Below are 14,987 nucleotides of genomic sequence, written 5' to 3'. Positions count from 1 at the left end.
ACCCGCCTGATCATCCGCCGAGGCTTCGGCTTCCGCACCGCCAACGCCGTCATCGCCCTCGTCATGCTCACCCCTCGCAGGCAATCGCCCGACACTGCCAGGACGCCAACTCGCCTCAGACTGACCCACACATCCAGCAGGAGAGCCCGAAACCGTCTCCTCCATCGCCCGCATGCTGACGAACACGCCGCCTGGCCACGGTCACCAGGATCTTCCGCCCGCTGGTTGGCGTTATCTCACACTCACAAGGGGTGTCCGCCTCCACTTCGCCCCTGGTGCACCGCCCCTTAACGGCACCCCCGATTCGGCGATCCGGCGTAGGTCGCGGCACCAGGAAGGCTGGCCTGAATGTTCAGTTGAGTGCTGCGTCAGAAGGTGCCCCTATCGCCGGCAGGGCGACGCCTTGTCGCGCGTTGTGTTTCTTCATCCGGCCGGCGCATTGCCCACTCAAGCGGCAGCGCAGCGAACCACATCACGTCGCAGCGCTTGCCCTGCCAAACGCCGTGTGCGCGCATCGTTCCCTCATACACAAACCCGGCTCGGCGAGCCACAGCGACTGAATCCTCATTCCCCGCGACGATCGTCAGGAAGACGCGAGCTGCTCCCACGTCGAACAGCCAGCGCGTGAGCAGGATCGCCGCTCGAGTCGCATAGCCGCGCCCTCTCGCATCTGGTGCGATCCAGTAACCGAACTGTGCTACGTCCTCTTTGGACCAGTCGTCGACGCCACAGCAGCCGACCAGCTCGCCGGATCTCGTGCCCAGGATTGCGAACGCAGCACCAGAGGGTGTCCCAGTCGCAGCAAACGCACGCCAGTTCAACGCGAATTGGTCGATGACGGCCTCAGCGTCTGTGGTCGAGAGCGGCGGAGTGGGGTGTCCTAGCCGGTCGTGGCTACCGTTATAGCGCCGGATCGCTGGGTCGGCGTTTGCTTCCGCCATGAACCGGGCGTCATCTCTCGACCAAGGCCGCAGGGTGACCAGGCCGTCGGAGAGCGTCACGACTGGACTTTCGCCAGGCATGTGACCATCTTGCCACCGCGCCGGCCCGGTCTTCCCTGGGTGCCCCTGATCGGTTGACGACGGGCTGCCGGCCCCTTGAAGCTGGCCTCAACAACTTGGATCGGGTCTCGCCGGTCTGCCCCGGAAGTGCCGATCCAGGCGCCCCGCGTCCTTGAGCAGCGGCGTTGCGTAAGAGGAAGGCCGGGTGGACGCGCGGCCGAGGTCATCGGCTACTCGCCCTCCCAGGGGACACCACGGGTCGCCAGGAACGTGCGGATCTGGGCCGCGTGCAGCTGGAGGTGGACCAGGCCCACCACGAGCATCTCCCCGACCGGCGTTCCCCGGTGCCGGTGCGAGTCGGCGACGGGCTCGTCCGCTCGGTCGTCGGTCAGGTCGGCGAAGACCTCCTCGACCTTGCGCAGGCAGTGCTCGACGTACTCCAGCAGCTGCTCGCGGGAGTATGTCGGTGGAACGACGTTCCAGTCCTCGTCGTGCGGTGACAAGGGTGGTCGCGGCACCCAGTCCTGCTCCATCGCCGAGAGGTCGGCGTCGGTGAAGAACAGCGTGTGCGACGCGGTCCGCCACACCGCGCCCTGGGACCGCCGCTTGCGCTCAGCGACCGCCTCGTCCTCGAACTGCTGCCCGTCCGGGTCGATCGGTGTCCACGCCTCGGGGTCGGACGGATCGACCGGGTACAAGCTCTCCTCCCACAGCTCGTCCGGACAGGTGCGGAGAGCGATGGCCAGGTCTTCGAGGATCGCCCGATACTGCGCCGCGATCGTGGCGGACCAGATCGTTGCCATCGCCGCACCGTACAAGCCGGCACCGACACCTCAGCAGCAGTTGCGATCGCCGCGTGCTCCGTCGCCGGGCCCTGGGACTGGTCGTCACGGCCGTCACGGTATACGCCCTCACCCGCGCTGCCGGCGCGGCCTCGCATGCCAGGATGTGCCTGTGACTGGTGACCTGACCGCTGGGCTGACCGGCGAGCTGAGCGGCATCGACCACCTGGTTTTCGTCTTCGCCGAGGACTGCCCGGCCGGCGAACATCCCGATCTCACCCAGCGCGCGACGGAGTGCCGCGCCTACCACACCACCCCCGAGGGCGAGGACCGCCAGGCGCTGTGGGCGCAGTACGCCGCCGGGCTGTCCGCCGCCGGCTACCGCGTCTCGTCGCAGGGCGGCGCCAAGGTGTTCGCCGACGATTTACGCACCGGCAACCTCGCCGAGGTGACAGTGATGGACGTGGACGACGCCGAGCTGGGCGTCGTACTCGAAGCCCTAAAGCCGGAGGGCCCAGCGGCGACTCTCGTTGCGGTTGCCATGGGCGGCGGAGACGCCCTCGCCGTGGTCGACACCGAGGGCAGCCTCGGGGCACCGGGCACATTGCTCCTGCTTCCCCCCGGGTCGCCGGGCGGCTGGGTGAGCGAGGAGGTGCTCGACCACACCTCGCTGATCCAGCTCTGCGAGCGTTGGACCAGGGCCCGCGGCCGGGAGGTGCCCGCGGACTTGCCCGCGTGGCGGCAGCGACTCGTCGGCGATCTGGTCGCCACCCTCACCTTCGACGAGGTCCCACTCGAACTCACCTACGACACCGGCGGAGCGCGGCCAGCCCGCCCAGTGCCGTACTTCCCCGTCGTCGACCTGAGAATGGACGAGGACGGGGCCAGGCTGTTGCTGGGCAACCTCGGTCCGACCGCAACCCGGGCGGCACACCTGCTCGTCGACGACGGCGCTGGGGCCAGTCACCACACTGTGCCGGGATCGCCGACCGACGACCCTCACTGGGTGGAGGTGCCGGTGACCGTCCGCGACGGTCGCTACGAGGTGACCGTGCTCGGCCCGAACCACTTCCGGCGGCGCTACGCCGGCTCCTTCCCCAGCCCGGTCCGCTGCGCCAGCGACCATTTCGGCGCCGGCGACGCGTGGTTCCCCGACCTGGTCCTCACGCTCTCCCACGTGACGACGGTGCCCGTCTTCTTCTGGCTGGAGCGCCGACTCGGGACGCGCTACGGCGGCGTAAAGTCCGAGCGGCTGCTCGGGCCACGCCAGATCCAGACCTTCCGCGAGCAGCCGGGAGCCCGAACGCATGGCTGGTACGACCTCAGCGTCACCACCAGCGCGGACCAGGAATGGGTGCAGGAGTATGCCGGTCACCTGCACGCCGGCACCAAGCCCTCGCTCAGCCGCTGAGCCCGACCCACACCCCGCCTTCTCGCCGAACACAACCAACCGTGCCTCCACGCCACCGGTCTGCGCGGAGCGGAAGACCTCGAACGCCGCGGCGATCGTGTCGTCGTTCGCTCAGCCATAGACCGCGGCACTTACAAGCGGGAAAGAGATCGAACCACGCGGCGTCGGCAAGACATTCGTAGCGCCTGAGCCCAGTGTCTGAGCGTGTCGAGGTCCCTCACACCGGAAGTTCGTTCTCCATCCGCGAGACCTGCGCTTGGCTGATTCCGACTCCGGTGCGGACAAGTTGGTGTGAGATGCTCTGAGGGTGGGCTTGACGTGGGGACTGCCATGGACATGTCCGAACGCTCGTCTGGCCGAAGGCATCCTGTCGACTGGGCTTCGGCGCCTTGACGAGGGGAGACGCATAGCGCCAGCCCGCGGGACTCGGACCGCGAAGGCGGAGCGGAGCACACCTCACGCGAGTTCCGCAGCGAGATAGACAAGCTGACCATGCGCCAGAGCATGGGTCGAGTCGGATCGTGCTACGACAACGCTGCCGCCGAGAGCTACTTCGCAATCCTGAAAGCAGAGATCGGCACCGAGGTCTGGCTCAGCAAGGAGGCTACTCGTGCCGACGTGTTCACCTTCATCGAGGTGAACTACAACCACCGAAGGCTCCGCAAGGACCCCGAACTGGGCTACGTCACACCGCTCGAAGCACGCCTCAGATACGGTCCAGACACATCCCTTGCCGCGTAGAAGTTGAGTGTCCACCCCGTTGGGGGGAACCTCATCATTCCCGGGTTCGCCGCCTTGGCCCATACTGCAAACGATGGAACGTGTCTCGACAGCAGGAATTCCGGACAAACTGGGGGTACGCGCGGCGATGCTGTTGGAGCGAGACCATGAACTCACGACTCTGGGCGCAATGATTCATGACGTGACTGCCGGCAGAGGGGGGCTGTGCGTGCTGGAGGGACCGGCAGGGATCGGCAAGACACGGCTGCTCGCTGCAATGAGGTCACGTGCGTCCGAGCAGGGGGCGTTGGTCCTGTCCGCGTCTGCGAGCGAACTGGAACGCGGGCACGCGTTCGGGGTCGTCACCCAGCTATTCGAGCCGGCGGTGCACCGCGACCATGGCTTGCTAGGCGGCGCGGCCGCCCCCGCGCGCGCGATCCTGGGACCACACCGCGAGGAGTCGGGTCAAGATCCCTCGTTCGCCTCACTGCATGGGCTGTACTGGCTCACCGTGCGCCTGAGCGAGCAACAGCCGCTGGTGCTCGCCATCGACGATATGCACGCCTGCGATCTGCCCTCGCTGCGATTCCTGGCCTACCTACGCGCGCGGCTGGGCGGTTTGCCCGTCCTAGCCGTGGGCAGTGTCCGCTCCTCAGAGCCCAGTGTCGAGACGGTGCTCATGGACGCCATTCTCGGCCATCCAGATACCGCAGTGGTGCGTCCACGGGCGCTCAGTGAAGCTGCCACTTGCGCCCTGATCGAGCAACGCCTGGGAACGCGACCCGAGGCGAAGTTCGCGGCAGAATGCCATCGTGCGACCGGTGGCAACCCGCTGCTATTGGAAGAGCTCACGAAGGCGTTCTCACTCGAAGGGGCAAGCCCCGACTCCGCTCACCTCGCGTTGCTGAGGGACGTCGGACCCAGATCGGTGGCGCGGACGGTGTTCTTGCGGTTGCGGCAGTTGGGCACGGACGCGACTGCCGTCGCGCAAGCGCTCGCGGTTCTCGGCGACGGTGCGGACCTGGCCGTGACGGCAGCGCTCGCGGGCTTGGACCTTGACCAGGCAGGGCACGCCATGACGGCACTGGCCCGGGCAGAAATCCTTAGGTACGAGCTACCACTCGGTTTTGTGCATCCGCTGGTCGCCGATGCGATCTACAGTGACCTGCTGCCCGGCCAGCGCGAGCCGCTCCATGTCCGTGCCGCAGAACTGCTGGCGGCCGGGAACAGGCCTGTCGAGCAGGTGGCCGCCCATCTACTGCACGCGCCCGCGCGTGGTGCGAAGTGGGTGGTTGACCAACTCGAGCGAGCCGCAGCCGAGGCGACGCGTAAGGGATCGCCGGACAGCGCGGTGGCCTATCTCGAACGCGCACTTGCCGAACCGCCGACACCGCAGCGTCGCGCAGACCTAACCCTGGCGCTGGGCCGGGCTCAGACGCCGAAGAGCGGCCCTGCCGCCATCGCGCATCTACGCGCGGCGTACGCGCTGCTCACCGATCCCGAGCAGCGCGCGATCACAGCACAACTACTGGGTCGCGTACTCCTCTTCACCGGCGATGGCGACGAAGCGGTGCGGATCGTGCGCGAGGCCGCGGCAGCGTTGCCCGCCCAGCTCGGCGAGACGCAGCGGCAGCTGGAGGCACTGGAGCACTTCTGCGGCCTTTTCATTGGTGGTGAGCGCGCCGCGTTGCACCGTCTGGAGCGTTACCGAACACCGCCTGTGGAAGCGGGCATCGGTGCCAAGATGCTCGCGGCGATCGCTGCGCAAGCGTGGATGCATGCCTGCGGCCCGAGTGAAGCGGTCAGCAAGCTGTCGAGTGCGGCGCTGTTGGGCGGCGAGCTGATCGAGGCGGATAGTGGCTGGGCAGCGACCTTCGCGATCAGCAACCTGACATTCGCGGATCAGGAGGAGGCCGAGCGCTGGTGGGAGTACGTCAGCTCAGACGTCCACCGGCGCGGGTCACTTCTCTCGATGGCAGCGATCAGCATGTGGCGCGGCGTTGCCCTGCGCAGGCGGGGGGAACTTGCTGATGCAGAGCAGTCCCTGCAGACCTGCTACGCAGCTGTTCACGAGTGGGGGTACCGCGAGCCGCTAGCGCAGGTCTATTGCGATGCGCACCTGGCGGCGGTCCTCCGCGAACGCGGTGATCTTCCCGGTGCCCATCGGGCGCTCGCCCATAGCTCGGACTCCGGTCGAAGTGACGAGGGCACTCGCCAGTGGCTGGGCAGTCGGCTCGAGCTCCACCTTGCCGAGGGTTCGTTTGAGCAAGTGATCGCTACCGCCGACGACTACGCCCGCCGCTTCGATCACGTGGTTCGCAACCCGATGGACGTACCGTGGCGCTCGCTCAAGGCGCTCGCGCTCGACCGGCTCGGCCAGCGCGACCGTGCGGCCGAGCTTGTGCTGGCGGAGCTGGAACTCGCGCGCGCCTGGGGAGCGCCGAGCACGGTTTCCAGGAGCCTCCGCGCATTAGGAACGATCGAGCGCGGGGACGGGCTGGAGCACCTGGAGGAGGCCGTCACAGTCGTCGCCGGCTCTCCCGCCTGCCTTGAGCATGCCAAGGCGCTGGCCGCGTTCGGTGCAGCGCTACGCCGTAGCGGACGTCCCGCCCAAGCGCGTGCACCGCTGCGTGAGGCGCTCGACATTGCGACCAGGTGCGGAGCCGAGACGCTCGCCAGTCAGGCGCGCAGCGAGTTGTACGCGTCGGGCGGACGACCGCGCCGCACCGCGCTCGCCGGCGTCGATGCCCTGACGACGAGCGAGCGGCGGGTGGCGGCCCTCGCCGCCGAGGGACGTACGAACCGCGAGGTTGGTGAAGCTCTGTTCATCACGCCCAAGACCGTCGCGATGCACCTCTCGAATGCCTACCGCAAGCTCGGCGTCACATCCCGACGCAGCCTCCCCGATGATCTAGCTAGTCGCGCCACTCATACGCCGTGAGGCCCTCACGGTAGACGTCGTACCGGGATAGCCGGTGCTTCGACAAGGTGAGTGCGCCACTGACTGGCCGAGGATGGTCCAGCCACCGCCGCCGGCGTTGCCCCTTGACGGCGAGAACGTGGTGGCCTCCATGACGTCGAGGTCGATCTTGCCGTTGCCTGGCGCCCCCGTCCTGATCCTTGACGGCGCCGCGGTTCGCCTCCACGCCGTGATTGCCCTGCTCAGCCTTGGTGCCGCACGACCCTGAAGCGCCCCGGGTTTTGTGGAGGCTCGGTTAGCGCCGATTCTCGTGTCTAGCGGTGGCGCGTCGGTGGCTCCAGGATGTTGGGCGGCTCCGGGCTGCTTTCGCCTATGGGCATGTGATTGTGATGGTCGTTGCGCCCGAAGCGGGTGATCGGTCAGGGTCGATCTGACTGCCTGTTGTGGCGGATTTCGGATTGTCGTCCGACCCGGATGTGATGAGCGAGCACGATCTCACTTGGAGTACGACGGCGGGAGAGACGCAGCGATGGCTGCCGTTGCGCTCTGTCGCCGCCAGTGATCGGCGTGTCACGTTGACCGCGATCGTGTCGCTTGCTGTAGTTGAATCGTGGAACAAGCAGCGATATCCACCCCAGAAGCGGCCCGTCGGGGCAGTGAGTACTTCGCCGCCCCAGCAGCGGCGAACCAGCGTCGTTACGAGGCACTGCGCGCGTACCTGTTCGAGGGAGTCTCAGCGGCGGAGGCGGCGACCCGCTTCGGCTACACCCTGACGACGCTGCAGTCGCTGGTGCGGGACTTCCGGGCCGGACGCTGCGAGTTCTTCCAGAGCTCGCGTCCGGGCCCGAAGACGGCCCCGGCCAAGGAAGCGGCCCGCACCAGGATCATCGAGCTGCGCCGGTTGGGCCACTCGGCCCAGGAGATCGCTGCCGCGCTCGCCGAGGAGGACACTCCGCTCAACCGCACCGGGGTCGCCGAAGTCCTGGCCGAGGAAGGGTTCCCACGCTTGTGGCCCCGTCCGCACGCCGAGCGCGGCCTACCCCGACGCGAATCCCAGCCCCGCACCAAGGTGATCGACTTCGCCGTCCTGCCCGCCCACGCCGACACCCGGATGGCCGGGCTACTGCTGACCATCCCCGATCTGGTGGCACTGGACCTGCCCGGCCTGGTGCGGGCCGCGGGCTATCCCGGCACGTCTGTGATCCCGGCGATCAGCTCGATCCTGTCGCTGCTGGCGATCAAACTCACCACCACCCGCCGCGTCTCCCACATCGACGACATCGCCACCGACCCCGGTGCGGCGTTGTTCGCCGGGCTGACCAGCCTGCCCAAGGCCACCGCGCTGACCACCTACTCCTACCGGCTCGACCACACCCGGCAACAACGATTCCTTGCCGCACTGGACAAAGCCAGCCTCGCCGCAGGGCTCGCGCACGGCGAGGCGATCAACCTCGACTTCCACGCCGTCATGCACTGGGGCGCCGACCCCGCGTTGGAAAAACACTACGTGCCCAGACGTTCGCAACGCACCCGCTCAGTGTTGACCTTCTTCGCCGAAGACGCGGCCACCCACACCCTGCTCTACGCCAACGCCGACCTCGCCAAAGCCAACCAGAACAACGAAATCCTCGCCTTCGCCGACCACTGGCGCACAACCTCCGGAGCGGACCCGAAACTGTTGATCTTCGATTCCAAGGTCACCACCCAGGCCCAGCTCGCCGACCTCGACGCCCGCGGCATCGCCTTCATCACCCTGCGCGCCCGCACCCCGAAACTCACCGAACACCTACATGCCTTGCCCGCCAAGGACTGGACACCACTCACCATCGCCCGAGCGGGCGGGAAAACCCGCCGTGTCCGCGTGATCGAAGACCCCGCCGCCACACTCTCGGCCTACCCCAGCACGCTACGCCAACTCGCCATCACCGGACTCGGGCACGACGAACCCACCATCCTGATCACCAACAATCGCACCACCCCGACCAAACACGTGATCGAGGCCTACGCCAGGCGGATGAACATCGAACAACGCCTCGCCGAAGCCATCCGCTCCTTCGGCCTGGACGCCCTCGCCGGCGCGGTCCCCCTCAACATCGACCTCGACGTCGTGCTCTCCGTACTCGCCCACACCATCTGCGCCGCGCTCCGCCGACGCCTCCCCGGCTACGCCACCGCCACACCCGACACCCTGCAACGCCGATTCCTCTCCACCGGCGGCACAATCGAAAACCGCGATAACGAAACCATCGTCCGCCTCGACCGACGCGCCTACTCACCCGTCCTCCGCCACGCCGACCTCCCCACCACCGAAGTCCCCTGGTGGGGCGGACGACACCTCCGCTACGAATACGAGTGATCAAGCTGGGGTTGAATCCGCTGCGCGAGAATCAGCGTTAGTTGGATCCGGCCTCTACGGGGACGGGTGTTTCAGGGTAGTGGTCGATGTTGTGGCTGGCCCAGTGGTTGGCCTCGAACTCGGCCGGCGGGATCAGCCCGATCTCGCCGTGTAGGCGTCGGTGGTTGAACCAGTCGATGTACTCGGCGACGGCAATCTCGACGTCACCGACGGACTTCCAGCCCTGCTTGGGTCGCATGGCCGGGTTGCGGATGCACTCGGCCTTGAACAGCGAGTTGAACGCCTCGGCCATGGCGTTGTCGTAGGAGTCGCCCTTGGACCCGACCGAGGCCACAGCTTCGGCCTCTGCCAGCCGCTGGGTGTATCGAACGGCTCGATACTGAACTCCGCGGTCGAAGTGATGGGTGAGCCCGGCGACGTCGTGCCCGGCGCGGTGGCGGGCCCACCGGCCCATGTCGAGAGCGTCCAGGGCCAGGTCGGTGCGCAGCGAGGTGGACACCTGCCAGCCCAGGTCCATGCGGGAGAACACGTCGAGTACGAACGCGGCGTAGACCCAGCCCGAGTAGGTGCGGACATAGGTCAGGTCCGCCACCCACAACCGGTTCGGCGCTGTAGCGGTGAAGTCACGCCGCACCAGGTCGGCCGGGCGGGTGGTCTCAGCGCCGTGGGTCAGCGTGGTGGCGCGGGTCTTGTCCCGCCTGATCCCAGCCAGCCCCTCGGCTTTCATCAAGCGTTCGACGGTGCACCGAGCGACCATCCTGACCTGCCGGTTGACCTCGGCGTGGACCTTGCGGGCACCGTAGACACCGAGGTTCTCGGCGTGGACCTGGCGGATCACCGGCACCAGTGCGGCGTCTCGGATCGCTCTGGCCGAGGCCGGCCTGGTCTTGGCGGCGTAGTAGGTGCTCGGGGCGATCTTGGTCCCAGCACAGGACAGGACTTCACAGATCGGCTCGACCCCGAACGTGTCGCGGTGGGCGTCGATGTAGTCGACCAGCACCGCGGTCGGCACGCTTACTTGATCTTGCGGTCGAGCTCCGCGGCCGCGAAAACGCCGACGCCGTTCGCAGGATCTCATTCGCCCGCCGCAGCTCACGTTCTCCCGCTCCAACTCCGTGATCCGGCTCGCGTCCTCGCTGCTGGTGCCCGGCCGGACCCCGCCGTCGATCTCGGCCTGGCGCACCCATCCACGCAACGTCTCCCGGTGCATCCCCAACTGCTCCGCGATCCGAGCGATCGCACCCGCCCGACTCGCCGGGTCCTTACGCGCCTCCACCAGACCCGGGGCGCTTCACCCTCTCCAATACACCAGAAGTGGCATGAAAAGAACAAGACTTGGACTTTCTCGAAGAAGGAGTCAGGGTTTCGTTATGGTTTTCCAGCCGGCTGCATCGAACGCCGCGTCCAGGCGCACCGATCTACCGCCCGTGATCTGGCTGGGCGGAGGCAGCGGCGCGGGAAAGACGACCATCTCCCGCGCCATCGCCTACCGCTTCGACCTCGCGTGGTACCGCGTCGACGCCCATGGCTACGCACACAGAGACCGACTCATCGCCATCGGCGAGCTGAGCGCGGACGCGGCAGCCGAGACCCACGACCAACGGTGGCTCGAACCCACACCCGAAGACCTGGCGATCAGGTTCATCGAGGGCGCCGAGAGGGAGTTTCCGCTGATCCTCGAAGACCTGCGCACCATGGCAGCCGACATCGCCGTCATCGTCGAAGGCCCGCAACTGTTCCCTCAGCTCGTCGCACCGTACCTGTCTGATCCGGGCTGGGGGCTGTGGCTGCTGCCAACCCCGGAGTTCCGACGCACAGCCCTGGCGGCACGCTTCAATGCCTCCCAATCCACGTCGGACGCCGAACGTGCCCAGGAGAAGCTTCTGACCCGCAACAGCATTCTCGACGGCCGAACGCGCTCAGAGGCGACCACACTTGGCCTACGAGTCGTCGACGTCGACGGCAGGCGTGACCTGCCGACAATGATCGAGCACGTCACCGAGCTACTCACGCCCGCACTCACCAACGCCCCCCGGGCACACAACGGCCGGCAGCGCCAGACACTGCGCCGCACTGAGAACGACGCGATGGTCACCAACGTCAAAGCCTGGCTTGCCGACATCGCACCACGTACGCCGCCGGACCCACTACCCCTACCGTTCGTCTGTGAATGCGCGCGGCCTGGCTGCACCGCCGAAGTCGAACACACCCCCGCCGAATACCAGGCAATGCGAACGGCAGATGGCCTCATCACAGCCCCGCATCATGCGACGCCCACCGACAAGCCAGAGGTGCGGTCGTAGTCTGGCCCCTGGCCACAGCGGGCAGGCCAGGAGCCGCCCGAGCCGCGGAAGACTACGGCCCCCGGTCTCCGCGACCCGATGCACGACATCGGCCAAAGCCTGTCGGCCCTTAGAACGTGCTCGTTGGCTGCCGTAAGCGACGCGGCGCTGGTCGCGCTGCGGCGGATGAGTTAATCCCTGGTCTGTGCAAGCCCAACTCCCTACCGTGATCGCCATGACGATTAGTTGCGCAGTTCGACCGGAGACAGCTGCAGACATCGCTCGCATCGCCGACGTCACCCGCCTTGCCTTCGGTGAGCGCCAGATCGAGGTCGATATGGTCGCCGCGATCCGGACGTCGGACGAGTACGTTCCAGAGCTGTCCCTCGTGGCCGAGGTGGACGGCACCGTGGTCGGGCACTGCATGCTCGGCCGCAAGGCCCTGCTCGGTGTCACTGCCCCACCGGTGCTGGCCCTCGGTCCGCTCAGCGTTCTTCCGTCATGGCAGCGACGCGGCATCGGCAGTCAACTCGTGTCCACAGCTCAACAAGTCGCCACGCACCGGGGGAAGGAAGCGCTCATCGTCCTCCTCGGAGAGCCGGACTACTACCCGCGCTTCGGGTTCCTCCCAGCCCGCGACTTCGGCATCCAGCCCGACTGGCCCGCAGCCATGGTCTATCCCTTGGTAATCGATCTCACGGACTACCGCGGAGCAGAGATTCCGCACTAGGGAGGCTTCCGTCCACCGCGCGGCAAACCTGGTGACGAATCGAGTCTGGTCTTGTCACAGTGTCCGGATGAACTCGGCGTTCAACACCCGCGACCAGACGAAGCCCCGCCTGGTCATGCTTTCCGGTTCCTGTGCGGGCATCGGCAAGTCGACGCTTGCCGAAGGGCTCACACACAGGCTGGAGGAAGCAGGTGCGACCGTCGACCTGTTCGGCGAGCACCAGATCTTCGCCCGAGCCGACTTCGTCGACGTCGCGGAGGCGCCCCGCAGCAGGGAGTTTCCGACACCCGAGCTCTTCCTGCCCACGTACACGCGGGTCTTCGACGGCTTCCGGGCCGCGAACGCCTGGGGTGTGTTCGACTGGCACTGTGCAGGCATGGCGGCCGACCTTCCATGGGCGATGCGGGACCACGCTCGGCTGACGCGGCTTGCCTGGATGTACGAGAGCTCGCGGAGGACATGGATCCCGTCCTCCTAGACCTGGCCGGTGATGTGCGGACGACGACCGAACGCGCGCTTGCCCAGCGCGGTGACGTCTGGGCGAAGCGCTATGCACGCATTGCGAGCGACGCCGGTCACACGTCTGGGCGCATCGCTGAGCGGATCGTGGCGTGGTCGCGAGATCAGCTGGGCGGGCTGCGGGAACAGGAGCTCGCGGCCATGCGGTCGGCGGGCTGGCCGATCGTAGAGTTGGACGCGATGGCATCGGCTGCTGAGGTCCTGGAACAGGCGTTAGATGCCCTGGGGCTAGGCCCGAACGCAGCGTTCCCCTCCTTGCGCGGAACGGGTTAGGGCGCCCGGACTGGGGAGTCCTTCATCCCTGCCCAGAGTGAGCTCGAGCTTGTCGGGCCGCCCGAACGACCGGGGGCCGCCTCGGGCCACTGCGGGCAAGCGAGGAACCCGCCCGAGCCGGGGAAGCTTACGGCGCCCGGCCTCCGCGACCCGATGCAGGCCACTGACCAAAGCCTATCGGTCCGCAGATCTGTCCTCGTTGACCGCAGTGCTGACGCGGCGCCGGCCGCGCTAGTGTTGCGTGATTCTGGTTGTGTTATTTCGCGTTGTTGTCGACGAGTTTCTTGATGTTGGTCTGGACGAGGCGGACCTTGGCGAGGATCTCTTCGCTGGTGGCGGTCCAGGTGAACGGCTTCGCGTCGACGTTCCAGGTGTCGATGTAGTCCTTGATCTGCCTGATCAGCACGTTCACCGAGGTGAAGGTGCCGCGGCGGATCGCCTGGCGGGTCAGGATCCCGAACCAGGTCTCGATCTGGTTGATCCAACTCGATCCGACCGGGGTGAAGTGGAACTTGACGTGGCGATTCTCCTCCAGCCAGGCCTCCACCTCCGGCGTGGTGTGAGTGGACAGGTTGTCCAACACGACATGGACCTCTTTGCCCGCATGGGGTTTGACGGCCTTCTTCAAGAACGCCAGGAAGTTCACCCCGTCCCGGGTCGGCGTGGCCTCCCCGAGGACCTGGCCGGTTGCCCACATCCAGGGCTGCGAACAGGTTCGTGACACCGTGCCGCACGTAGTCGTGGGTGCGTTTCTCAGTGACGCCGAAGTCCAACGGCAGTAGCGGCTGGGTCCGGTCCAACGCCTGGATCTGTGTCTTCTCATCGATGGAGAGCACCACCGCCCCACCGGGCGGGTCCAAATACAACCCGACCACATCGGAGACCTTCTCCGCGAACGCGGGATCCTTGGACAACTTGAACGTGGCATGCCGGTGCGGCGCAAGCCCTTCCTCCCGCCACACCCGAGCCACATAGCTCCACGACACACAGATCCCCTCGACCCGCTTCAGATACCCAGCCAGACCACGACAAGACCAGTGCGACAGCCCCGTCCCAGCCGGCGGAGAAGTCCTGGTCAACGCCACCACCCGAGCCCGCACCCGCGGTGGAACCTGCACCCGCGGCGCAGCCCGATCACGATCGTCCAACCCGGCCAGGCCATGCTCGGCGTAGCGGCGGACCCACCGATCCACCGTCGGCAACGACACCCCCGCCAACTCCGCGATGTCCTTACGACGCCGCCCTTCCCCATGCCACAACACGATCCGCGCCCGAGTCGCCAGCACAGCCGACACATCCCGACTGTTCACCAACGCCCGCAACTCAGCGTCCTGCTCCACCGAAAGCTCCACACCGAGTCAACGAGCCACAACACGAAAAGTAACGCAACCAGAATCACGCAACACTAGCGACCGGATCGCGGAGCCGGAACTCACCGGGCACCGCCAGAAGATCACAGATTCGCTCGACGCCGCCGCGATGGTGTTGGAGGCAACGAAGCTGGCCGTCTACCGGTACGAGGCAGGCATCCTGCTCGACTTGGAGTACGAGACGGCCGTGCAGGCATTCCGCGGTCGCATCGTCGAGCCGGCGCCGGACGGTCGGGCCATCTTGCGGGTGGCCTCCAACGATCTGGCGGGACTTGCGTCCTACGCCGCCGGGCTGTCCTATGACTTTGAGGTGCTCGACCCTCCCGAACTACGCGCCGAGTTGCGACGTCGGGCGCTGGAGATAGCCGCCCGCCACGCCGCTGCAGCGAGCTTCACCGATGGCGGCGCATTGACCAGCCCGTTCGACCAAGCCACGCCAACGTTGAGCAACGACGCGGCCGTGACCATGTGTGACGACGACATGGCTTCCGCTGCGTCGCACCAGCAGACGACCTCGAGCGGCTGCTGTACGACACACCTCGACACCCAGCTCGCTTGTCGCAACGTGCTCGCCTACGCCTCCTTGTACCCCGGCAGATTCCCCACCGCGCAACAGCGCTGGA

General features: G+C 67.0%; 12 protein-coding genes and 2 pseudogenes. 9 read left to right on the top strand and 5 right to left on the bottom strand.

Annotated elements, in window-relative coordinates:
* Positions 1–368: 368 nt before the first annotated feature.
* Both HEB94_RS02200 and HEB94_RS02195 read right to left on the bottom strand, forming a co-directional pair.
* Positions 369–1,001 carry a GNAT family N-acetyltransferase gene (locus HEB94_RS02200; RefSeq protein ID WP_192748398.1) on the bottom strand — a complete coding sequence of 211 codons (633 nt, stop codon included), beginning with the start codon at positions 999–1,001 and terminating at the stop codon, positions 369–371.
* A 230-nt stretch (positions 1,002–1,231) separates the two neighbouring features.
* Entirely contained in the window at positions 1,232–1,804 is a 573-nt protein-coding gene (locus tag HEB94_RS02195; RefSeq protein WP_192748397.1) for a DinB family protein, read from the bottom strand.
* Positions 1,805–1,955: 151 nt separating this feature from the next.
* On the opposite strand from HEB94_RS02195, the gene HEB94_RS52145 reads away from it, so the two are divergent.
* From HEB94_RS52145 to HEB94_RS02175, 4 genes are all read left to right on the top strand, one after another.
* Positions 1,956–3,194, top strand: a complete 1,239-nt coding sequence (locus HEB94_RS52145) for a phospholipase domain-containing protein (protein WP_192748396.1) — start codon at positions 1,956–1,958, stop codon at positions 3,192–3,194.
* Between the two features lie 492 nt (positions 3,195–3,686).
* Positions 3,687–3,935, top strand: a complete 249-nt coding sequence (locus HEB94_RS02185) for an integrase core domain-containing protein (RefSeq protein WP_192748395.1) — start codon at positions 3,687–3,689, stop codon at positions 3,933–3,935.
* Positions 3,936–4,008: 73 nt separating this feature from the next.
* Complete coding sequence (locus tag HEB94_RS02180) at positions 4,009–6,855, top strand: helix-turn-helix transcriptional regulator (RefSeq protein ID WP_192748394.1); 2,847 nt, start codon at positions 4,009–4,011, stop codon at positions 6,853–6,855.
* A gap of 589 nt (positions 6,856–7,444) precedes the next feature.
* Positions 7,445–9,190 carry a helix-turn-helix domain-containing protein gene (locus HEB94_RS02175; RefSeq protein ID WP_192748393.1) on the top strand — a complete coding sequence of 582 codons (1,746 nt, stop codon included), beginning with the start codon at positions 7,445–7,447 and terminating at the stop codon, positions 9,188–9,190.
* Positions 9,191–9,227: 37 nt separating this feature from the next.
* On the opposite strand, the gene HEB94_RS02170 is transcribed toward HEB94_RS02175, so the two are convergent.
* Positions 9,228–10,466: an IS3 family transposase gene (locus HEB94_RS02170; RefSeq protein WP_337917441.1), complete on the bottom strand. Its 1,239-nt coding sequence runs from the start codon at positions 10,464–10,466 to the stop codon at positions 9,228–9,230.
* A 94-nt stretch (positions 10,467–10,560) separates the two neighbouring features.
* On the opposite strand from HEB94_RS02170, the gene HEB94_RS02165 reads away from it, so the two are divergent.
* From HEB94_RS02165 to HEB94_RS02150, 4 genes are all read left to right on the top strand, one after another.
* A complete protein-coding gene (locus HEB94_RS02165) occupies positions 10,561–11,493 on the top strand; it encodes a P-loop NTPase family protein (protein ID WP_192748392.1) in 933 nt (310 codons plus the stop codon).
* A 214-nt stretch (positions 11,494–11,707) separates the two neighbouring features.
* Positions 11,708–12,202: a GNAT family N-acetyltransferase gene (locus HEB94_RS02160; protein ID WP_192748391.1), complete on the top strand. Its 495-nt coding sequence runs from the start codon at positions 11,708–11,710 to the stop codon at positions 12,200–12,202.
* Positions 12,203–12,269: 67 nt separating this feature from the next.
* On the top strand, positions 12,270–12,680 hold the full coding sequence (locus HEB94_RS02155) for an ATP-binding protein (protein ID WP_192748390.1): 411 nt from the start codon (positions 12,270–12,272) through the stop codon (positions 12,678–12,680).
* Positions 12,662–12,994, top strand: coding sequence for a hypothetical protein (locus HEB94_RS02150; protein WP_192748389.1), 333 nt, complete (start codon positions 12,662–12,664; stop codon positions 12,992–12,994). The genes HEB94_RS02155 and HEB94_RS02150 overlap by 19 nt, the downstream gene beginning before the upstream one ends.
* Before the next feature lie 256 nt (positions 12,995–13,250).
* Here HEB94_RS02150 and HEB94_RS48885 read toward each other — a convergent pair whose 3' ends face one another.
* Complete coding sequence (locus HEB94_RS48885; protein WP_202896064.1) at positions 13,251–13,691, bottom strand: transposase; 441 nt, start codon at positions 13,689–13,691, stop codon at positions 13,251–13,253.
* A gap of 52 nt (positions 13,692–13,743) precedes the next feature.
* A pseudogene (locus HEB94_RS54205) lies at positions 13,744–14,280 on the bottom strand (IS630 family transposase); the annotation flags it as partial.
* Here HEB94_RS54205 and HEB94_RS54200 point away from each other — a divergent pair.
* A pseudogene (locus tag HEB94_RS54200) lies at positions 14,219–14,716 on the top strand (WYL domain-containing protein); the annotation flags it as partial. The pseudogenes HEB94_RS54205 and HEB94_RS54200 overlap by 62 nt on opposite strands.
* Between the last annotated feature and the right edge of the window lie 271 nt (positions 14,717–14,987).

It is taken from the genome of Actinopolymorpha pittospori, assembly GCF_014873875.1.
Lineage (GTDB): Bacteria > Actinomycetota > Actinomycetes > Propionibacteriales > Actinopolymorphaceae > Actinopolymorpha > Actinopolymorpha pittospori.
Note: the sequence above shows the minus strand (reverse complement) of the source record. Positions and strands in the feature narration are given on the sequence as shown.